Below are 21707 nucleotides of genomic sequence, written 5' to 3'. Positions count from 1 at the left end.
GGGCCGAGCGACGGGCGCCACGGGGCGAGTTGCCACCCGCCCGAGCGGCACGACGGGGCCCGCGGGCGGCACGCCGGGGCGCGCGACCGCCACCCCCGTGGCCGGCACGGCACCGTGCGCGGCCGGCACCGGCGTGAGCGGCACAACAGCCGCCGCGGACGGGGCGGCCGGCCTCGGTGAGGGATGCTCGAAGGATGAGTGAAGCGGAGACCCCGGACAGCAAGGCGCCCCGGCTGCCGATGCTCCTGGAGGCGGTGCTGGGCGTCGGCACCGACCTCGAACTGCGCACCACCCTCCAGCACATCGTGGAGTCGGCGGCCGAGCTGACCGACGCCCGGTACGGGGCGCTCGGAGTGATCGACCCCGAGCGCGGCCGGCTCACCGACCTGTTCACGGTCGGCCTCACCGACGCCGAGCGCGCGGAGATCGGCCGGCTGCCCGACGGCCGTACCGGACTGCTGGGCGCCCTCGTCCACGACCCCCAGCCCCTGCGCCTCGACGACCGCGAGAGCGACCCCCGCTCGGCCGCGCTGCCACCCGGCCATCCCCCGATGCGCTCGTTCCTCGGCGTACCGATCCGGGTGCACACCGAGGTCTTCGGCAATCTGTACCTCACCGACAAGCGCGGCGGCCCGTTCACCGAGGACGACCTGGCGCTGCTGCGGGTCCTCGCCGCGCAGGCCGGCATCGCCATCGGCAACGCCCGCCTGTACGAGACCGTACGGCTGCGGGAACGCTGGATCGAGGGCGCGGCCGCCGTCACCACGGCGCTGCTCACCGGCGAGACCGCGGCGGACGCCCTGATGAAGGTCGCCGAGCGGGCCCGGCTGCTCGCGGACGCGGCCGCCGGGGTGGTGCTCCAGCCCACGACGGCCGGCGGCATGGAGATCGTCGCCGCCTCCGCGCCGGACGACCCCGACGACATCATCGGCACCACCATCGAGCCCGGCTCGCCGGTCCTGGTCCAACTCCTGGGCGGGGAGCCGGTGTTCCTGGAGGACTCGGCGACCGACCCGAGGATGACCACCCACGTACGCAGCCGGTTCGGGCCGAGCATGATGCTGCCGCTGCAGAGCGGCGGCAAGCTCATCGGCACCCTGGCGCTGCCCCGCAGGCGCGGCGCCCGCCCGTACACGGCGGTCGACCGGCTGCTCGCCGGCCAGTTCGCCTCGCAGGCCGCCCTCGCCCTCGTCCTCGCGGACGCCCAGCACAACCGCGAGCAGCTCGCCGTGTACGAGGACCGCGACCGGATCGCCCGTGACCTCCACGATCTGGTCGTACAGCGTCTTTTCGCCACCGAGATGATGCTGGAGTCCACCCGGCGTCGGGCCGAGAAGGCCGCCGCCGACGACACGGACGAGATGCTCACCCGGGCCGTCGACGAGCTGGACTCCACGATCCAGGAGGTACGCACCGCGATCTTCGCCCTTCAGCAGCCGCCCGCCGACGCCCCGACGACCCTGCGCGGCCGGGTCCTGCGCGAGACCGCCGGCGCGGGCGCCCTGCTCGGCTTCCGTCCCTCGGTACGGTTCGAGGGCGCGGTCGACACCCTGGTCGGCGACCCGGCGGACACCCAGCTCGTCGCCGCCCTGCGCGGCGCGCTGGCCGCGGCCCACCGGCGGGCCGGGGTGTCCTCGGTCCGTGTCGTGGTGGACGCGGGCGCCGAACTCCCCGACGGGCGGCCCGGAGTACGGCTCACCGTGGTCGACAACGGCATGCGGGACGACGGCATCCGCGGCACGACCCTGACCTGGCAGGCGCCGCTGCGCTAGCCCCGTGCCGCGGCCCGGCCGGGCGCGCGGGTACGGCAGGATGCCGATCATGCAACCGGAGCGCGCCGCGTAGGGTCGGGGACCTGGGGCCCGGCACACGGTTCGGGCCCCGCCCGTGCCGTCTGCCCCGACCCGCGCCGTCTACCCCGAGGAGTCCCTTACGTGTCCCCTCTCTTCCCCTCCCTCTATGCCGCCGAGCCGCGGGAGGCGATCCGCTTCGGCCGCCACGCACTGACCTACGCCGAACTGGCAGCAGCCGCCGGCTCGTTGGCCCAACGGATCGCGGACGCCGGGCGGGTCGCCGTCTGGGCGACGCCGACGCCGCAGACGGTGGTCGGCGTGGTGGCGGCGCTCGTCGCGGGCGTACCGGTGGTGCCGCTGAACCCCAAGACGGGCGAACGGGAGCTGACCCACATCGTCCGCGACAGCGAGCCCGCGGTGGTGCTGGCGGCAGCGGACGACCAACTCCCGCCCGCACTGCACGGGTTGCCCCGGATCGACGTGGCCGCGGACGCACCCACGACCGGGACGGCGGCCCCGGCACTGCCACCCGAGCCCGACGACGAGTCGGCGGCGCTGATCGTCTACACGTCCGGAACGACCGGCCCGCCGAAGGGCGCGGTGCTGCCGGGGCGGGCGATCGCGGCGACGCTCGACGCGCTCCGGGACGCCTGGGAGTGGTCGGCCGACGACGTTCTGGTGCACGGCCTGCCCCTGTTCCACGTGCACGGACTGATTCTGGGCGTCCTCGGCCCGCTGCGCCGCGGCGGCTCGGTGCGCCACCTGGGCCGCTTCTCGGTGGAGGGCGTGACGCGCGAGCTGTCGACGGGCGCGACCCTGCTGTTCGGGGTGCCGACGATGTACCACCGGATCGCCGAAACGGCCTCGACCGACCGGGAGTTGGCGAAGGCCCTGGCGGGGGCACGCCTGCTGGTGTCCGGCTCGGCGGCACTGCCCGCCCCCGACCACCGCCGCATCGCACGGGCGACGGGCCGGGCGGTCATCGAGCGGTACGGCATGACGGAGACGCTGATGCTGTGCGCCGAGCGGGCCGACGGCGGAGCCCGGCCCGGCACGGTCGGCGCGCCGCTCCCCGGCGTCGAACTGCGCCTGGCCGACGAGTCGGACGGCATCGGCGAGATCCAGGTGCGCGGCCCGAACCTGTTCACCGGCTATCTGAACCGTCCCGACGCCACGGCCGCGGCCTTCACCGAGGACGGCTGGTTCCGCACCGGGGACATGGCGAGCCTGGACGCGGACGGCCAGGTGCGGATCGTCGGCCGCAAGGCCACCGATCTCATCAAGAGCGGCGGCTACAAGATCGGCGCCGGCGAGATCGAGAACGCGCTCCTCGACCACCCCGGCGTCCGCGAGGCCGCGGTGACGGGCGAGCCGGACGAGGACCTGGGCGAGCGCATCGTGGCGTGGGTGGTGCCGACCGACCCCCAATCGCCCCCGGACGAAAGCGAGTTGACGGACCACGTGGCACGCGAACTCGCCCCCCACAAGCGCCCCCGGGCGGTGCACTTCCTGGCCGAACTGCCCCGCAACGACATGGGGAAGATCATGAAGCGAGCCCTGCATGTCTGAGCGGATGACGAAGGGGACTCCGGAGCGGCCGACCGACCGGACGCCGGAACGGCCTTCGGACCGGGCGGCGGAACGGGCTTCGGCCCGGGTGGCGGAGCGGCTGTCGGCTCGGGCGGCGATCGCCACGGTGACGAATGACTTCACCGAACTGCCGGTCCCCGCGCGAGACTTCCCGATGGACGGCCCCCTGGCCTGGGAGGGCTACGGGGCCGCACGGGACCGGGCGACGGAGCGGACGGGCGAGGAGGAGTCGGTGATCGCCGGGCTCGCGGAGGTGGCGGGCCGGCCCTGCGTCCTGATCTCCTTCGAGTTCGGCTTCCTCGGCGGTTCGCTGGGGCTGCGGACGGGCGACCGCCTGGAGGCGGCGTACGCGACGGCGCGCGAGCGGCGCCTGCCACTCGTCTCCCTCATCGCGACCGGCGGCAGCCGGATGCAGGAGGGCATGCTCGCGCTGGCCCAACTCCAGCGTGTGGCACGGCAGTCGGCGCTGCTGAGGGAGGCGGGCCTGGCGCAGATCGCGGTGCTGCGCGACCCGACGACGGGCGGCGGGTGGGCCACGCTGGGCGCGGGCGCCGATGTGGTGCTCGCGCTGCCCGGCGCCCAGATCGGCTTCGCGGGCTCACGGGTGCGCCCGGCGGACGCGGACCCGGCGGCCTACCGGGCGGAGGGCCAGCTCGCGGCGGGCCAGATCGACGCGATCGTACGCCGCCAGGACCTGCGGGGCGTCCTGGCGGGCTGGCTGACACTGCTCGGCGGCGCCCGCCCCGGCGAGCCGGGCCCGGCCCCGGTTCCGGCTCCCTTCGACCACCCGGGCCTGCCGTCGGACGGCTGGGAGGCGGTGTCCCGGGCGCGTGCGGCCGACCGTCCGCGGGCCGAGGCGTACCTGGACGCGTACTTCCCGCACCGCCAGGCGCTGGTGGGTGACCGGTGCGGGGGCGTGGACCCGGGGATGCTGTGCGGCTTCGGGCTGCACGCGGGGGCGAGTTACGCGTACGCCGCCCAGACCGGCACCGCGACCCGCCCCGCGGGCTACCGGGCCGCGGCCCGCCTCATCCGCCTGGCCGACCGCCTCGGCATCCCGGTCCTGACCCTGATCGACACCCCCGGCGCGGCGAACGACGCGGCGGCGGAGCGGGAGGGGCAGGGTGCGGCGATCGCGGACGCCTTCGCGGCGGTGGCCTCCGCGCGGGTCCCCGTGACGACGCTGGTCATCGGCGAGGGCGGCTCGGGCGGGGCGCTCGCCCTGACGTCCCCCGACCGCATGTGGGTGACGGCGGACAGCTACTTCTCGGTGATCGCGCCGGAGCCGGCGGCGGCGATCCTGAAGCGCCCCGCATCGGAGGCGCGACGGACCGCGTCCCAACTCCGTTTGCGCCCGCAGGACTTGGTGGGGCTGGGGGTGGCGAGGGGGGTGCTTGGCGCGTAACTCCCGGGCGGGGGGCCGGGGTTGGGCCCAGGGGCCGAAACCCACCAACCCCGGGCAACGGCCGGGCGGGTGGGCCCCCGGGCCGACGCGGAGCCCACCCCCTCGCCCCGGACAAACGCAACCCGGCTCTTGGACTTTTGGGCGGGGGCGATTGGGGTGCCACCCCTCAGGGGGAGCCTGACCCGCATGAGCCGACACGCCACCCGCCTCACCCGCACCCTCCCCCTCACCACCTTCACCGTCGCCCTCGCCCTCGCCCTACTGACCCCCACCCCCACGCCCGCCCAAGCCGCCGCCCCACCCCCCGCCACCTACTACGTGGACTGCCGCGCCGGCAACGACAACAACGCCGGGACCGACCCCGCCCACCCCCTCCGCACCCTCGCGAAGGCAAGCGCCAGAACGTACCGGCCCGGTGAGCGGATCCTCTTCGAACGGGGCACCACCTGCACCGGCACCTTCGCCCCGAAGGGCTCCGGCACCCCCGGCGCGCCGATAGCGGCCGGAGCGTACGGCACGGACACAGGCACAGCCAAGCCGCACATCGAGGGCAACGGCGCCCGAGCAGCCGTACTGCTCGACAACGTCCAGCAGTGGGAGCTGCACGACCTGGACGTGTCCAACACCGGCCCGGCGACCACGACCGCCCGCCGCGCAGGCATCCTCGTCCGCCTCACCGACTTCGGCACCGGCCACCACTACGCCGTGCGCGACGTCGACGTACACGACGTGAACGGCGCCGACTTCAAGGACCCCGACCCCTCCGGCGGCATCCTCTTCGCGGCCCAGGGCACGGTCACCCCCACCGGCTTCGACGACGTCACGGTGAGCGGATCCACCGTGAACCACGTCGACCGCACCGGGATCGGAACGTCCTCCACCTGGGGCCGGCGCCCCGAGCACCCCCAAGGCCCGGGGACCACCTTCGTGCCGATCACCGGCCTGCGCATCGAGAACAACCGCGTCGCGGACACCGGCGGCGACGGCATCGTCATCCAGAACGCGGACGGCGCGCTCGCCGAGCACAACACCGTGGACGGGTTCAACGCCCGCTCCGCCGGCTACAACGCCGGTCTGTGGGCATGGAATTCGGACCACGTCCGCTACCAGTACAACGAGGTGTCCCACGGCCACGGCACCCGCGACTCGATGGCCTTCGACATCGACGGCGGCAACAACGGCAACGTCTACCAGTACAACTACAGCCACGACAACGAGGGCGGTTTCCTGCTCGTCTGCAACGGTGGCGGCATGACGTCGGCCGACAACGTCGTGCGGCACAACATCAGTGTCAACGACCGCAACCGCAGCGCCCCGTACGGCATCGTGTCCGTGGTGTGCGGCGCCTCGACCCGTACCCAGGTGTACGACAACACCGTCGTGACGAACCAGTCCGGCACGGCCATGGTGAGTGACAACGGGCCCGGAAACGTCACCTTCCGCAACAACGTCTTCGTGTCGAGCGCACCCGGCGGCGCCCCCTTCGCCGATCCCCGCAACACCTACGACCACAACCTGTACCGGGGCGTGGGCGCAGCGCCCGCCTCCGACCACTCCCCCGTGACCGCCGACCCCGCCTTCACCGCCCCGGTCCCGGCGGGCCCGTACGACGTCCAACTCCGTTCGGGATCACCGGCGTTGAGGGCGGGCGTCCCGATCGCCGACGGCGTCACCCGGGACTGGTTCGGCAATGCGGTCGCGTCCCCGCCGAACATCGGCGCCTACCAGGGCCCGGGCGCGGCACCCGGTCACCCCGGCCACTCCGACCAGCCCGGCCACTCCGCTTCCTACGGTTACGGCACCGGATTGCGCGCGTCGTAACGGGCGAAGCCGCGGCGGCTGAGCCCGAGCACCGTGACCGCGAGGACACAGGCGAGGCCGCCGCCCACCACCATCGCGGTGGGCGAAGTGAGGTCGGCGACCGAACCGGCGAGGAAGTCGCCGAGCCGCGGCCCGCCCGCGACGACCACGATGAACACGCCCTGGAGCCGTCCGCGCATGTCGTCGGGCGCGGCCACCTGCATCATCGTGTTGCGGAACACCATGGACACGGTGTCCGAGAACCCGGCGACGGCGAGCATGAGCAGCCCGAGCCACAGCTGCCGGGTCAGGCCGAACGCCGCGATGGCCGCGCCCCACCCGCCCACCGAGATCAGCACCGCGAGCCCGTGCCGCTGGATGCGCCCCTGCCAGCCGGAGAACACCCCGCCGAGCAGCGCGCCGACCGCGGGCGCCGCGACGAGCAGCCCGGTGGTGCGGGCGTCGCCGCCGTACCAGAGGACGGCGACGGCCGGGAACAGGGCGCGGGGCTGGGCCAGGATCATCGCGCAGAAGTCGCTGAAGAAGGTCATCCGCAGATTGGGCCGGGTGGCCAGGAACCGCAGGCCCTCCAGGACCGAGGGCCGCTTCGCGCCGGCGGTCCGCTCGGGCAGCATCGCGGGCAGGCGCCACATCGCGTACAGGGAGGCGGCGAAGGTGATCGCGTCGATGAGGTACGCCGTCTTGTACCCGGCGAAGCCGACGACGAGGCCGCCCAGCATCGGCCCGACGAGCGTGCCGGTCGTCATGATCATGGAGTTGAGCGCGTTGGCCGCGGGCAGTTGCTCGGGCGGCAGCAGCTTCGGGATCATCGCCGAGCGGGCGGGGGCGTTGAGCGCCTGGCAGACCGACTGGAGCGCGATGACCGCGTACAGGAACCACACGTTCGCGACCCCGGCGAACGTCCCGGCCGAGAGCGCCGCGGAGAGCGCGGCCGAGCCGAGCGCGCTGTACAGGCCGAGCTTGCGGCGGTCGACGGTGTCGGCGATGACGCCGCCGTACAGCCCGAACACGACCAGCGGCACGAGCGTGAAGATGCCGACCAGGCCGACGTAGAAGCTGGATCCGGTGAGGTCGTAGACCTGGAGGGATATCGCCAGGGCCGTCATGCCGCTGCCGACCCACGAGACCATGTTGCCGAACCAGAGCCTGCGGTAGTCCGCCGATATCCGGAACGGCGTGAGATCGGCGAATATGCGGCGCCGCACCGGTATCTGCCCGCCGCTCCCGGTTCCGGTGGCGGGGACGGCCGGGGCGGGGATGGCGGAAGGGGGTGCCGCGGGGGCGTCGGTGGGCTGTTCGGCTCGTTCGGTCACGCGGGATGCTAACCCCCGCCGCGAGCCCCCAGGTAGGGGCGACCTCACAGCACGAGCCCCGCCACGTGCGCGAATGAGCCGCCGGGCGCCCGGTGACCGGCCGTGCTCTCAGCCCCCGGGTCGCCCGGATCCCCCGCGTCCCGGGTTTCCCGTATCCCCCGGGTCCCCCGCGTCCCCCGGGCCCCCCGCGCCCCTCACCGGCCGTCGCCGGCCGTCGCCCGTGACCGCCCCGATCGCCGCGTGCAGCCGGTCCGCCGCCGCCCGCCCGAAGGCGGGATCGTTGAGGTGCGTGTCGTACTCGACGACCTCCACCGCGCTGCCCCGCAGCCCCGCCCGCAGCGCCCCGAACAGCGCCCGGTCCGCGTCCGGGTCGTGGTACGGGCCGCCCGGTTCGCCCAGTGTGGACAGCCCGCGCAGCGGCAGGCACACGGAGGTGGGCCCGCACGCCGCCCGGAGTTTGGCCGCGACCCTGCGGCCGAGCTCCGCGCACTCCTCCGGGCTGGTCCGGATCACCGTGATCGACGGGTTGTGCACCCGCACGTTCCGGCCGCGCACCCGCTCGGGCAACGAGTCGAGCGGCCCGAACTTCACCATGTCGAGCGCTCCGGGACTCACCACCTGGGGTGTGCCGTGCCGCCCGGCGCCGCACAGCCGGGCGGGGCCCGCGCTCAGGATGCCCCCGACGAGGTCGTCGGCGAGCTCGCTGAGGGTCAGGTCGAGCACGCCCGCGAACACACCCTCCCCCGCGAGCTTCTCCAGGGTGCGCCCGCCGGCCCCGCTGGCGTGGAAGACCAGCACGTCGTACCCGAGTTCGGTGAGCCGCTCGCGCGCCGCGTCCACCCCCGAAGTGGTCACCCCCGCCATGCTGGCCGCCACCAACGGCCGCGCATCAGACGTCAGTTGCTGTGCCGTCAGCGCACGGTTCCGGTCCGCCTCGAAACCCTTGGCCATCCCGGCAACCGCGTCCACGGCGTTGGCGAAGACCGATCCGGTGACGCGGTTGATCCCCGCGATGTCGACGACGCTGTACATCATGGCGATGTCCGAGGACCCCACGTACGGCGTGACATCACCGGCCGCCATCGAGGAGACCATCAACTTCGGTACGCCGAGCGGAAGTCCGCGCATGGCACGCGTGGCGATCGACGTACCCCCGCTCCCCCCGATGGCCAGGACGGCATGCAACTCATCGCGCACATAGAGCCGTTGGACGACCGAGGCGACACCTTCGGCCATCACCGTCACGGCGGCCCCCCGGTCGTGCTCGGCGCGCAGTACCGCCAGATCGGCCCCGGCGGCCGCGGCGACCGCGTGCCGCGGCACATCGGCGGGCACCCGTGGCTCCCCGATCACCCCGGCGTCCACGAGGGTGACCCCGACCCCTGCGCGCAGCAGCCGCTCGCGCATCCAGCCGTACTCCTCGCCCTTGGTGTCCAGCGTTCCTACCAGCACGACCACAGCCATGGTCGGTAATGTCCACGCCCGGCCCCCACCCCGGCAAGACCCCCTCACCGCCGGGCCGGTACCCCGGGCGGGTCAATGTGCCGGACCCCACTTTCCCGGCAATCCCGGGCCGTTCGAAGGCGCCGAGCACGCCCCCACGAGCACATCGCCTCAGGTGGGGGCCGCGGCGGCCGGAACCGGTGGCCACCGCATCCTTTGCGCCACGCCTGCATGCGCGCGCCGAAGGCCCTGAGCGCCGCTACGCTTCCCCCGATCAGTAAGCGTCGTCGCCGCCCCCGCCGTCCTCAGGCGGGGGCGGCGACGCATCTCGCCGAAAGGCTCACCATGAACACCCTGATCTCCGCCGCCGCCCGCAGCACCGCCACCTCGGGTACCGCCCGGCGCGTCCCGCTCGTCGCACGGGCCGCGGCCCAGCACGCCGGCCGCGTCCCCGCCGCCCTCGACCGCGTCACCGCGGCCGCCGCCAACGTGCCGAGCGCCTCGGCCTTCCAGTCCGCCCTGTGAAAGATTCGTAGCCCCCGGCCCCCGACCAGAAGCCCCCGGCAGCCGCACGCCCCGTGCACGCCACTGGGGGCTTTTGTCCACACCACCCACGGGCCCGCCCCGCTCACCCCCAAGTGGCGCTCCGCACCAGGGCGTTGAGACGCACCCGGCCGCCCTCGCAGCCGATGGCCCGACACCCCGCCCCCTGACGCCCCGCCCCCGACGGGCTCTTGCCCGACGCGGCGCCCCTTCCTTGGCCGCCCTCCGTGCCGCCCTCCGTCTCCGGACGCCCCGGCCGCTCAGAGGCGGTGCACTCCGCGCCACGTCCAGCCCGCGGCCAGGACGGTGTTGCGCAGAGGGTCGCGCACGCCCCGCGAATCGAACCGGACCACCTTGCGCCGACGGCCGTCCGGACCCTTCTCGTACGTCCACTGCCGCCCGACGCTCGGGCCGCGGCTCCACCGGTGGGACAGACGGCTCGGCCGGGGCGGGTTCCCCACCAGGCCCACCTCCCGCACCTCGTCGAGGACGAGCACCTCGCGCTCGCGGGCGACCAGCCGCATACGGGTCTTCATGGACCGCTGCACCCGAGTGCCCCTGAGGGAGTCCCCGACGCCCCCGGGCAGCACGATCTGCCACTCCGCCACCAGATCGGCCCTCTCCCCACCGAAGGCGTGACGCACACGGAAGGGGACACCGGTTCCGTTCAGCGCGAGCAGCGCGTCCCTGATCTCCTGGGTGGGAAGCCGGGGGACCCCGTCGGCGGGGTACTCGGTGCCCGTCATCCGGTCCCGAAAACGGCCCCATATGCCGTCGCGACGACCCGTCACCGCGCCCCCTCCTGCGGATTCACAGGCCGGCCGCCACACATTCGGAACGCAAGGGGCGCCGAATCCCCGAATCCCTCTCGGCGCGAATGGGCCGGCTGCCCGCCAACCCTACGCGGACCGGCGGGAGTCGAGGCGAGGGCTCCGACAGGGGGCGCCCGGATCCCCTTCGGCGCCCCGCCGCGACCTTTGCGCCGGGCTCGGCGGGGCCGTGCGGGTGATCACTCGATGGAGGTCGACGGGCAGCCGCGGCCGGCCGGTCCTGCCCTGCGGGACCACCTCAGCCCGACCCCCGGGAAAACGCCAAAGGCGCAGGCCAGATCGTTTCTGCACCTGCGCCTCGTAGTGGGGCGGGTGGGACTCGAACCCACGGCCGACGGATTATGAGTCCTTTGGGGATCTTGGCGGCCCTTGCTCTTCTTCTCCGCTTTTCGACGTTTCCCCTGGTCAGCACGCATGTTGCGTGTCCATGCTCGGGAACCTTTGTCGGTCTGTTCCTATCCTTGCGTCCCCAACGCGTCCTCACCGAGTCCTCAAGGGGACGTTGTCGGCGGCCTGACGGGGGAATCGCGACAGCTCAGTGTGGGAGGCGAACTCACCCCGCAGCGGATTCCGCTTCCAACGCGAGGAGGCTCCGCCCCCGAACTGGGGCGGAGCCTCTTTGGCCGTTCATGCAGGCCAGACATCGTTTCCGAACCCTACCCGGCGAGCGACAGCTATTCCAGGAGGAGCTGCACAGCGTCCGACCGCGGCGGCTTACGGCACGGGTTCGTAGAGGATGAAGCCACCGCCGGGAGCGGCCCCAGCCTCGTGTCGATCGAAGGGCGGTTCGATGTACAGCCGGAGTGGTCCGCCGGCGTCGAACCAGCCCTTGGGGTTCGTCGCTCTCACGTGTTTGGCGGTCTCGCGTGAACCAGCACGTTCCACACCGGCATAGGAGGGCCACGATCCACCTGTCGATACTCCAGGCGGAGGTGTCGGTGGCCAGCAGCCAGGTGAAGCGTCGAGCGGTCCGGCGCCCATGCGCAGCCGTTTGTTGCAGCTGGGCTGCTTGGGCAGGACGGGAAATGACGTCGCAGGTGGGAACGGGCATGTCGGAGCCACCTGGCCTCAGAGGTGAAGCTGGCATGGCCTGCAGCATCGCGAGCGTGACCAGCTCGCGATCCACATCAGGCGCGTTACGCGTTTCGAGTTGATCCTGTTTCCCCCGGGCAACCAGTTCGGCATAGATGCCGCAGCCATCCGGTACCGCGTGCCGTAGCTCAACCGGAACCGCGGGCTCGTCGGCCCGTGTGCAGGAGACGAGTGGCCCGCCGGGGTGGGGTGTCGGAAGCGAACGCCGACTGAACTCCGGCAAGGCGTAGACCAGTCCCGTTTCGGTGACTTGGTCGTCGGAAGCACGTTGACGGCGCCCTGAACGATGGAAGACGGGACAGCCATCGAGGGGCCGTTCGTAACCATTTTGATATCTATCAAGCTGCAACCATGAAATTAAACACCAGGTAAAGCAGGCCGCGCTTAACACTCTGTCCATTTACCTCTGCCGGCCCAAGCTAGTCTGGACCTGTATTAATGAGTACCGCCCGTTCGGGGGGAGTGTCGGTGCGGAGGAAATTCTCTGCAAGTACGAACTCCCCCGCACGCTCCGGCAGTTCCAGAAATGTGATAGTGGGAGAATTTTAATGATGCGAAAGCGCATAACGGCATGTCTTTTTGCGGCGGCGACGGCGGGGGGTGTACTCGTCGCTGGCGCTCCGGCGGCCACGGCCCAGAACGCGCCGGTGGCTTCGGTCGCGGAGGCCGCCACGGATCCGGTCATCGCCGACTACAACGGCCGGAAGATCAACCTTGCCGAAGGGTGGCAGGGGGCAGAGAGTTGCACAGAGTTGCCCACAGGCGAGGTCCGCTGCTACGACACGTTTGCGGAGGCGGATGCCGATACCGCCCGGTTCATGGCCGCGCGGGCCGGCTCCGGTGATGTGGCTAAGTACACGGCACCGAGCAGGAAGCCGGCAGCCGGATCCGGTGTGTTGCGGGCAGGAAAGGTGCAGAACTGCTCGGCAGACTACTGGTGTCTGTTCGACGGGAAAAATTACTCGGGCCGCAGGCTTCAGTTCTTCGACCCTGGGACGAAGGAGCTGGGTAAGTACGACTTCCGGGACAAGGCCAGTTCCCTCTACCGGATCGTCGTGAACTCTCCGCTGAACTACGGCGGCGCCTCTCTTATCGACTACCGTTCGGGACTGGTCGCGAACCGCGAGATAAAGTTCGGCAAGATGGAAGACGACTACCCCGACCTCAGCAGGCTCGGATACCCGGGCGGCGGCAACTGGGACAACAAGGCTGACGCGTTGAAGATCTGGCGCGGCTGACCTGACGCGGCCGGTCGGCATACTGCCGACCGGCCGCACCGGCATTTTCAGGAGCTTCTTCTTTTCCAGAGGAGCCAGTCGGACGGGGAGTCGGCGCGGCGACGGACGGTTACGGGCGCGCGTCAAGGCGGTGCTGCAGGGCACCGGTGGGGCCGAAGACATCCATCTGGTAGCCCCGGGTCAGTGAGACGCCTTCCTCGCGGGCGAGGAAGGCGGTGACCCTGCTTTTGAGGCCGTCGAATGTTTGGGCACTGTCATCGGGGTTGTGTGTCCACACCGTGATGGCGAGGGTGCCGTCAGAGGCGGAGCGGTACTGCATGCCGTACACCTCTTCTGCCCCGCCGGATCGGTGGTAACGCTCGGCCAGGGCGCCTGCCGCACCGGGGGCGCCGGTGTATGTCGCGGTGGGACCGGCTGTGGTGGGGCCACCGTCACCCTGCTGATCAGTGGTGCAGCCCGACAGGGCGAGGACCACGGTGGCGGCGAGCGCCGGCAGGGCAGGGGGCATGGACGGCTTGAAGGGTATGCGGGTCATGCCCGGCTCGATCTCCTGTGTGGTGCGGGTATTACGTGGTTTTCGGCAGTCTGCGCCAGAAGCTCGACAACACTCAGTGGCTGGCTGGTGGGGCTACGCAGCCGGTCTCGGGGTAGTGGCCGTTGACCTCAACCCATACGCGGTCCTTGGTGACGGCCCCGGTGACGCAGGCCGTGTCGCCGATCCAGATGCCGTAGTCGCTGCCTTCCGTCTTGGTCAGCGCAGTGCCGATCAGTAGATCGCCCACGGTGAGGTGGGAGGGACCGGCAATGCGTGTGAGGACGGGGCGTACATCCGCCGGGTTGATCGTTCCCCGCATGCGAAGGCCGGTGAGCGCGTGTTCGACGGCGGTGGCCTTTTGGCGGGCGGTGCTCTCGTCCTCCGGTGTCATCTCGCCTGGCTGGCGGACCCGGTTGTTGTCTGGGTGGTTCGGCGGTGCGTCCCTGCTCGGTGCCTGGGTGGTGGGCGAGGAGGAGCCGTGTGCGCGGGGCGGGTTGTGGCCGTTGAGGTTCGAAAACAGGTCGTCCGCGGATTTCCCGCACCCCGTCAGCGCGAGGGCAGCAGCGGCGGTCACAGGGACAAGGTTTCTCCGTCGGGGCATGTGCTCATCCTCTCCGGACGGCTCAGAAGGGTGCATGAGTACGGCTACTCAGGCCGGCCCCTGCAGAAGGGGGGGCCGGGCAGATGATCAGTGCAGCAGCGGGGGAACCGGCGTGTTCCCACGTCTGGGTACTTTCGGTGTGCACCACATGGGCGCCCGTCGAGTACCACTGTGTCTTGGCGGAGGCGGTGCGGCGCTGGCCGTCGCTGTTGTGCCCCCGTGCGACGTTGAGAGCCTTGGGGAAGCCGCACATCTTCGACGTGATGCCGGGTCGGTCTCGGGCGGGCCCGAGCGGCCTTGAGCGCGCGGTGACCTTGCGGGCGGCCCATCGAGTGTCCTGGTCCCCAGAAATCTGCCAGTGGAGCGAAGCGCGCTGTGGGCCTTCTCGTCGGTGACGTTCGTGCAGTTCTCGGTGAACGTTTGCCCGGCAGGTCGAAGCCAATGCTGTCCCGAGAGCGCCCGTACAGGAGCTCACTGCCGAAGCCGTGGCGGCGAACGCGACGCCGCCGGGGCGGACGACGTCCGCGACGGCCATCGCGGCGAGAGACTTTCGCATGACGCATTCTCTTTGAGGCAGAGGGTGAGGGGCCCCGCCATGGGCGGGGCCCCTGGGTGACCTACGGGGCCCTACAGGCCCATGCGGGTCATGGTGCGTTCGAGGGAGTTCGCGTACAGACGCGCGCCCCCGATCTTCGGGTGGAACGACTGGGCCGAGAGACCGAACTTGCTCACGATCGGCCAGTCCTTGACTGGGTCGTCGGAGGCGACGAGGGTCTTGACAATGCCGTGAACAGACTCCGGGTTACCGCAGACCGCCTTGTTCTCGAAGTCGCTTGTCGGGTTGGAGAACCACGCCTGGACGCCCTGCTTCTTGGCATCATCCGCGGCCCCTTGCATTTCGGCGGTCAGCGTGTCGGCAACGCCGTTGAGCCAGCTGGTCGATGCTTCGGTCAGGCCGACCTGCGGGTCGATCCGCAGGCACTCGCCCTTGGAGGAGAGCAGCGGCGGGTATCCCATGAGCGCGATCTTCGCGTTCGGGGCCTTCTCATGGATTGCGAGGAGAGTCTTGGTGATGTCCGGACGGACGACTTCCCTAATGACACCAGGGGCGGCGTTCTCCAGACTCTGGCCGATGAACTTGCGGTCGCGGCCGCCAACTGAGTTGTCGGTGTCCCCGTCGCCGAAGGTCTTGTCCTGGCAGCTGCCGGTGCCGACCGCGATGAGGCACTTCTGGATGATGCTGGCGAAGCGGGCATCGTTTCCGCCGATGGAGATGGTCACCAGGGAGGTGTTCTGGTCGAGGTACCCCTGGTCCATCTGCGGCAGCTCGCCACCGTTCGTCTGCACTTCCTTCAGCACGTTGTAAGTGCGGGCGCCGGAGCAGGCGATCAGGTGGTAGTCCATCGTTGGATCCAGCGCGTCTGCGCGGGCTCCGTTGGACTTGCTCCGGCCCGGGATGGTTGCTTGCCGCGACCACGCCTGGGTGGAGCGGTGGCAGGCGTTGCGCGCATCCTTGTTCTGGCTGTCACGGTAGTTGGTCTCCGGGTAGTAGTCCCGGTTGCCCTCGGAAGCGCCTTCGCCGGAGGAGTACGAGTCGCCCATGGCGACCACGAAGTCCTTCGGCTTGCCCGCCAACGGCTGGAAGCCGACGGAGTCCCACGCGATGTCCTCGGTTCCGCGACCATCGGTGGTGTCGGTGCTCAGGGTCACGCTCGGGGTGCCGGTGAAATAGAACACGCCGAGGTCGGCCCACTTGTTGGATTGAATCCGCTGGGGGTGGACCCGCTTGGGGCTCGTGGAGTTCGTGCCGCCGATCACGTAGGCGGCCTGCCGGGTGTGGGCACCGTGATCGGGCATGTGCGCAAATACTCGCATCCATCCCGGGCCGGACTTGTTCAGCTTCCACTTGCCTGAGATGTTCAGCCGCTTGCCGTCCGCCGTGGCCATCCAGCGGGTGTGGGAGAACCAGAAGTGGTTTCCGTTGCCCGCACCGATCTGGTGCAGATCGATCTTGCCCGGATACTTGCCGCCGTCCTCGGCGAAGGAGAACTGGAACGATCCGTCGGACTTCGTAGGCCCGCAGGACCGTCCGGACGAACCCGCCGGAACGGTTCCGGCCGGAAGGTCGTCCACGACGAAGGAGCCCGCGGGAAGTCCGTTGTCGCAGCGCGGCGGGTAGGAGTTCTCGTCCGGTTGCTCGGGGTAGGTGTCGTTGAAGCGGTGGACGGGGTTGCCGCACTTGGCGGCTTTGTCGCAGTCCTTCCAGTTGACGGGCTTGTTGAACCAGCACTTCAGATAGAGCGGGTTCTTCGTGTTCGGGTCACCGGGCAGCATGCACGGGCCCTGTCCGTCCTGGTTGGACGCGCCTTCGCTGATCGCGGACGGCTTGCAGTCGTTGGAGGAGTCGCAGAATGTGTGGATCGGCGGCTTGGCCGTCGTGCGGTCGCCGTTGTTGGTCCACCAGGCGGCGCGGTATCCGGGCTGGATGTCGCCGGGCTTGAACATGGCCGCGATTGGACGTGCGGCCCAGCCGATGACCTTCTCCTGGTAGGGCCAGTCCTGAGGGTGGGAGGCGTGGCTGTAGTCGTCCTTGCCGTTGGCCGCTTCCAGGAAGGGGGTGCGGTTCTCCTTCCACAGCGGGTTGGCCGGATTGTTCGTCCAGCCCACGCCCCACTTGCCGGCCTGCGGCGACGACTTGGGGTAATAGCCGGCATTGTACGCCCACAGGGCGTAGAACCAGTTCTCGATGTACTTCGGGTTGCCGCCGTTGACGACCAGGCCATCGCCCTGGGTCTGGTTCCACTTTTCGACGACGATGTTCACGCCCGCTGCGATGTTAGCCGCATAGTCGAGCGCCACGGCCTCCTGCTGCACCGTGGTCTTGGGCTGCTCACCTTTCTTTTCCTTGCCGTGCATCCGCATGCCGTCGGTGACCTGTGTGATGCCGTAACCGCAGTCCGCTTCGGTGAAGTTGACACCCCACGGGTCCTGCTGCTGGCCAGAGGACGAGTACTTGATGCCGTAGTAGTTCCCGATCAGCGAGTTCGCCGTTACACCGGGCACCGCGAACCGGGTGGCCTGCCACATGTTCGACTCTTGCGCGGTGATGCCGAGCATCACCTGCGCGGGCACATGCCAGTCCCCGCCGGAGCCGCCCGCGAGCGGAGTGAGCGGGAACAGCGACTGTGGCGCGTATGCCGCCATGCCGGTGTTCTTCCAATTCGCCGGACGCGAGGCGCTCTTGTTCAACTGGCCGACGACAGCTTGATCCACGGCCCACTCCACCTGGCGAGGGGTGGGCTGGAATGCCTGCTTCTTCGGGTCGTTGCGTGGCACCGAGCAGTACCGCTCGGCGTCGACGGTGTCATTGGCCGGTGCCCGCAGCGCGCTGCGGGGTGCGGCGCCCTGTGCGGCCAGAACCGGGCTGGTCTGCGTGCCAGCTTGCACAGACTGGGCTCCGCCGAGCCGGTCCAGCGCGGGGGGCGCGTCCAAGACGACTTCCCTGCCCGTGTCCAGGACCTTGACCGTGGTCCGCACGGTGCGCTCAATCAGCGCCTCGTCGGGTCGGATGCGCGAGTCCTTGCCGTCCGCCCACTTTGAAGTAACAGCGGCCTGTCCCTTGCTGGAGATCCGGGCGTCCTTGCTGATCCCTCCCGGGTTACGCAACGGACTGGCCACATGCGCTGTGGAAGCGGCGGCACCGGTGACGTACAACTCGCCGCCGGGCGTAGCCGCGAGGTCGAACTCGGAGAGCTTGCCCTGAGCGAGTTGCGCGGGCTCGGCCTTGGCGTTCGCCGTGCCGATCTGCTCCGCGCTCACCCGGGAAACTGCGGCAGTGTCCGCCGGGGTGCCGCCGACTGTCCCGGAAGCCGGGGCGTTACGCGCCAGCGCCGGAGCCGGGGCGCGCTCGATGAAGGTCACACCGCCGCCGGCGTCGGCCTTGAGCTGGAACGGCCACGACTTTGTCTGCGCCACCGGGCGGACCTTGCCGTCCTTGACGGTGACGATGTGGGTCCCCGACGCGGCGACGATCCCCTTGGCCGTCGGGATGGCTGAGGTGACCTCGCCGGCCACGGTCTGCTTCTCCCCGACGCTCGCGGTCTTGGCGTTGACCGTGACGATCCGCGTCTGGTTCGTGTTCGACGTGTCGTCGGTGAGCGCGGTGAACACCGCCTCGTCACCCTTGCCGCAGCCGGGCGAGAAGTAGCCGAGCGTCGCCTGGAACGGCAGCTTCGTGATCTGCCCGGAAGCCAGGTTGACCACGGCCGTGAACGCGCCGCGTGTGATCAGCTCTGGCTTGTTCACGAAGGTGCGCGGCGCATACGCCACCGCCGCGTACGTGCCGGACTCGGTCACGCACGCGTTTCCGATCCACGTGTCCGTCTCGAAGCCCGGCTCGGACAGACTCGCGGCGGTCTTCCACGCGTAGCCTGCCTTCTCGTCCGCGACCAGGACATGAAACCCGGTGCCGTCACCGGACGTGGTGAATGCCTGGTCCCCCGACTTGGCGTAGCCCTTGCCGAGGACTGCTTCCCGTTGCTTGTCGGGCACGGCCCGGGGCTGGCTCCCCGGCTCGGCACTAGAGAGCTGCTGGGCCGGTGCTGACCAGCCATCAGCCGACCCGGGAGGAGCGGCCGCTGCATAGGCTTGAGTCGTCGCGATACCAACGGACAGCGACAGCGCAACCGCTGTCGCCACCGGTATGCGCGCACATCTCAGGAGGTTGCGTCTCAACTATCTGATCTTTCTTGGTGGTTCGCGCCCGCCTCGCGGCAGGCATGAGGCCGCCCCCAGCCGATCGACGGACTGGAGACAGCGGCCTTCCGGCCGGACATGGAAATACGCGCCAGAAACAGAGAGGCAGGGCCCAAGGATCGACAGGGGGCACCCTCGGTGCGGCCCGGAATACGACTACTGCTCAGACACAACTGGCTCTAGTTCAGCGACGGCGCCCCACTGACGCCAGTGGATAAGGCACGAGACTTCCATCCCGGATGTCGCATGCGAAAACTTCGCTTCCGTCACATGGTCCGATATGTACGCTCACCTCAGAGTCACGCGCGCCTCATTTCACCACAAGATCGTCATGGCGAAATAAGCCGCATGCTCAGCGCGGCGAGAAACCCCCGATCCCCCTTTGAACTATGACACTTCCCTCATCCCCGAGCACCGATATGGCCCATCCCGCTAAGCGTCCGATCGGGACTACTTTGCCACTCGATGACTGAAATATTAGAACACCATTACAGATCAAAAATTCGGGCGAATCGCCCCATAGGGGTAGATAAAGATTCCATAACATTACCTCCCTCTCCGGAGGATTGCCGTGCGGACCACCACACGAGGAAGTATCAACTCCATTTCCCAACAGGCAAGTTGGCGCCAATCAGGTTGAACCAAGGGACAAGGCTGCAGCTGCCCAAAGGAGCGAGATGTTGAAGCGCACATATTTTTTAAAGGTTCCTCAATAAAACTCAACGCACCCGTCCCGCTGCCCCCACGCCAGCAGGTGAGATCCCGGATCTGACCTGCCAGAGGCAGCCGGCATTCGGCCACGTGCATGAACTCACCTATGATCAGCCTTAGTTGAGTGCGAAGGACCAGAAATCAAGTAACCTCGGAGCGAAGCAGTCCAATCTCCGACCACTAAGGTGACCACCACGCGCCCGTTCTGGATGTCTCTGGCTATGGTTTAATAGCTTCCGCCTTTGACACACCGAAGGCAAAAGGGGCGAAAGCTGACAGGGGTACGTGGGATATCGCCGCACGGTCTGAACCGGGGCGAAAACTTCGAGGGATAATCGCGGACAGTCGAACTGCAAGCACAAGCAGTTCCGATCCGCCCATCCGGAGACCCCTGAGAATTTCGCGTAACACACTCTAGGGGAATAATGCCAATTCTTTCCAGGAAGTCATGCGGCGTCCGCTGATGCGTTCACGATCTGGCTCCAAGAGGCCGTAGTTAGCCGTGCGCAGGGCCCGGACCTCGAATAGCGGGGACCACTCCGGGCGTTCGGCCAACAGGAGCCGGACGTATCGGGAGCGGAAGTTGTTGTTCAGCGCGAACTCGAAGGGTGTGAAACGCCTCAAAACGCTGCTGGATGGTCAGGTCACGGACGCTTTCTGGGTGGCGTACGCGCTGGATGTCTTCGAGGCCGAACAACGGTTGCTGCTGGGTCGACAAAGCCCCCTCAGAGATAGAACCAAGACCCTGGATTGTTGGAATCTATTTTCGGGTGTGGCGAATATCGATCGGCAACAGCGACACTCAGGCGTGGCGGACCACGCAAGCAGCACCATCCGGCAGCGGCAGTCAGGCTCGCGACACCCCCAAGAGGAATAGGGGCACACCCCAGCAAATACGCTTCTATTCTATATGCATAGGCGGGCTGGATCAATATCAACTAGCCATGGGAAATGACTACTTGGCCTGTTTCGCGGCAGGCCCTCGCGGGATGATCCTCGCCCCCGGACCGCCATAGGTCCCCGTACGAAGAGCCGCAAGAACGCTCTCATCGAGAGACCAGTCGACGGTGCGCGCACCCTGCTGAAGCGCCGGAGCGTCCTCGACCACCGACTCCAGCAGCCAAATCGGCGAACCGGAGAGCGTGTAGTCAGAGGGACGAAGGCGACCGGTTGTCACAGCCTTGCGGAGCAGCGCAGTCGACGGCAACCCGAACAGAGCTACCAGCTCCGTCTGCCCTACCAACGGCGGGAGCTGGTCGACTTCACCCACCCAATATCCCGGGTCCTGCTCCTTGACCAGGCGAGCGAGCTCGGCTTCGTTAAGACACTTCGGGCGGGGCGTGGTGTCGCCGAAGCCCTTCACAAACTGGAGCAGCCAGTAGGGCGAGCCACTGATGATCTTGGCGTACCGGTAGCCGAGCGTCTGGTCCCTGCTGATCCACTGGCTGACCTGAAGCCGCTTCACGTTGTAGAGCGCAGCGAACTCCGCCCCACCAGCCAGATACGGCTTCCTCACCGCCGGCCTACCCTCGCCCGCCACCCCATCTCCTCCCCGTCATCACACTCGTGCACATAGATTTTAACCAGGGTAGGACAGAAGCGCGTACCCTCGGAACACCCTGTTGCCGTCGGTGCTCCAAGAGGTCGAGGGCCCCACGTTGTGGGGCCCTCTCCCTTTGCCCTGACGGGACCTCAGGGTCGCTAGCCAACAGTTGCAACCGCACCAGCATCGCCTTCGGCCCAGGGGCCGTTTCCCTATCGGGCCATTTCTCCACCGCTATGCGGTCCATCAACGGGTGTCGCCGTGCGGTGCTGGACAGCAGTCGCGGCCATGCCGGCGTCGGCGAAGATGGAGGTGAATAGGCGGGGTGGCCGTGGAGGTCCTCGCCGGACTCCACCTCGCCGCCATCTTCATCTGGTCAGCAAGGTGATCCGAAGGAACGGCCTAGCGGGACGCACCGGTGGCGACGCGTCGCCACCGAGCGGGGATGTGCCGGACGAGCCATCGGTTGGCGGGCTCTTCGACGAGGCTGTGGA

General features: G+C 69.3%; 14 protein-coding genes. 6 read left to right on the top strand and 8 right to left on the bottom strand.

The annotated features are described in order from the left end of the window. Window positions 1-194: 194 nt before the first annotated feature. From CG740_RS20705 to CG740_RS20690, 4 genes are all read left to right on the top strand, one after another. Entirely contained in the window at window positions 195-1772 is a 1578-nt protein-coding gene (locus tag CG740_RS20705) for a GAF domain-containing protein (RefSeq protein WP_100576696.1), read from the top strand. 162 nt (window positions 1773-1934) lie between these two features. Further along, window positions 1935-3362: an acyl-CoA synthetase gene (locus CG740_RS20700; RefSeq protein ID WP_100576695.1), complete on the top strand. Its 1428-nt coding sequence runs from the start codon at window positions 1935-1937 to the stop codon at window positions 3360-3362. 88 nt (window positions 3363-3450) lie between these two features. Continuing rightward, complete coding sequence (locus tag CG740_RS20695; RefSeq protein WP_100576893.1) at window positions 3451-4788, top strand: carboxyl transferase domain-containing protein; 1338 nt, start codon at window positions 3451-3453, stop codon at window positions 4786-4788. 186 nt (window positions 4789-4974) lie between these two features. After that, window positions 4975-6609: a right-handed parallel beta-helix repeat-containing protein gene (locus CG740_RS20690; protein ID WP_100576694.1), complete on the top strand. Its 1635-nt coding sequence runs from the start codon at window positions 4975-4977 to the stop codon at window positions 6607-6609. Here CG740_RS20690 and CG740_RS20685 read toward each other — a convergent pair. Together CG740_RS20685 and CG740_RS20680 are read right to left on the bottom strand one after the other, a co-directional pair. Continuing rightward, a complete protein-coding gene (locus CG740_RS20685) occupies window positions 6582-7868 on the bottom strand; it encodes an MFS transporter (protein WP_100576892.1) in 1287 nt (428 codons plus the stop codon). The two genes, CG740_RS20690 and CG740_RS20685, sit on opposite strands and share 28 nt — an antisense overlap. A gap of 162 nt (window positions 7869-8030) precedes the next feature. Beyond that, window positions 8031-9386 carry a Tm-1-like ATP-binding domain-containing protein gene (locus tag CG740_RS20680; RefSeq protein WP_100576693.1) on the bottom strand — a complete coding sequence of 452 codons (1356 nt, stop codon included), beginning with the start codon at window positions 9384-9386 and terminating at the stop codon, window positions 8031-8033. Window positions 9387-9710: 324 nt separating this feature from the next. On the opposite strand from CG740_RS20680, the gene CG740_RS20675 reads away from it, so the two are divergent. After that, the gene (locus CG740_RS20675; protein WP_100576692.1) at window positions 9711-9890 is read left to right on the top strand and encodes a hypothetical protein; all 180 of its coding nucleotides are present in this window, start codon (window positions 9711-9713) and stop codon (window positions 9888-9890) included. A gap of 278 nt (window positions 9891-10168) precedes the next feature. On the opposite strand, the gene CG740_RS20670 is transcribed toward CG740_RS20675, so the two are convergent. Beyond that, window positions 10169-10699 carry a hypothetical protein gene (locus CG740_RS20670; protein WP_234376403.1) on the bottom strand — a complete coding sequence of 177 codons (531 nt, stop codon included), beginning with the start codon at window positions 10697-10699 and terminating at the stop codon, window positions 10169-10171. A 753-nt stretch (window positions 10700-11452) separates the two neighbouring features. Beyond that, on the bottom strand, window positions 11453-11719 hold the full coding sequence (locus CG740_RS41940) for a DUF6349 family protein (protein WP_442802841.1): 267 nt from the start codon (window positions 11717-11719) through the stop codon (window positions 11453-11455). Between the two features lie 659 nt (window positions 11720-12378). Between CG740_RS41940 and CG740_RS20665 the strand changes: the two genes are divergently transcribed. Next, window positions 12379-13068 carry a peptidase inhibitor family I36 protein gene (locus tag CG740_RS20665; RefSeq protein WP_100576690.1) on the top strand — a complete coding sequence of 230 codons (690 nt, stop codon included), beginning with the start codon at window positions 12379-12381 and terminating at the stop codon, window positions 13066-13068. A gap of 109 nt (window positions 13069-13177) precedes the next feature. On the opposite strand, the gene CG740_RS20660 is transcribed toward CG740_RS20665, so the two are convergent. The 4 genes from CG740_RS20660 to CG740_RS20645 form a co-directional block, all read right to left on the bottom strand. Next, entirely contained in the window at window positions 13178-13603 is a 426-nt protein-coding gene (locus CG740_RS20660) for a hypothetical protein (RefSeq protein ID WP_100576689.1), read from the bottom strand. 73 nt (window positions 13604-13676) lie between these two features. After that, entirely contained in the window at window positions 13677-14177 is a 501-nt protein-coding gene (locus CG740_RS20655) for a hypothetical protein (RefSeq protein WP_100576688.1), read from the bottom strand. Between the two features lie 654 nt (window positions 14178-14831). Beyond that, window positions 14832-18755, bottom strand: a complete 3924-nt coding sequence (locus tag CG740_RS20650; protein ID WP_234376402.1) for an SGNH/GDSL hydrolase family protein — start codon at window positions 18753-18755, stop codon at window positions 14832-14834. A gap of 1870 nt (window positions 18756-20625) precedes the next feature. Continuing rightward, complete coding sequence (locus CG740_RS20645; RefSeq protein ID WP_159030370.1) at window positions 20626-21186, bottom strand: hypothetical protein; 561 nt, start codon at window positions 21184-21186, stop codon at window positions 20626-20628. Between the last annotated feature and the right edge of the window lie 521 nt (window positions 21187-21707).

Source organism: Streptomyces sp. CB01201 (assembly GCF_002803085.1).
Lineage (GTDB): Bacteria > Actinomycetota > Actinomycetes > Streptomycetales > Streptomycetaceae > Streptomyces > Streptomyces hundungensis.
This window is presented reverse-complemented; position numbering and strand designations above follow the sequence as displayed.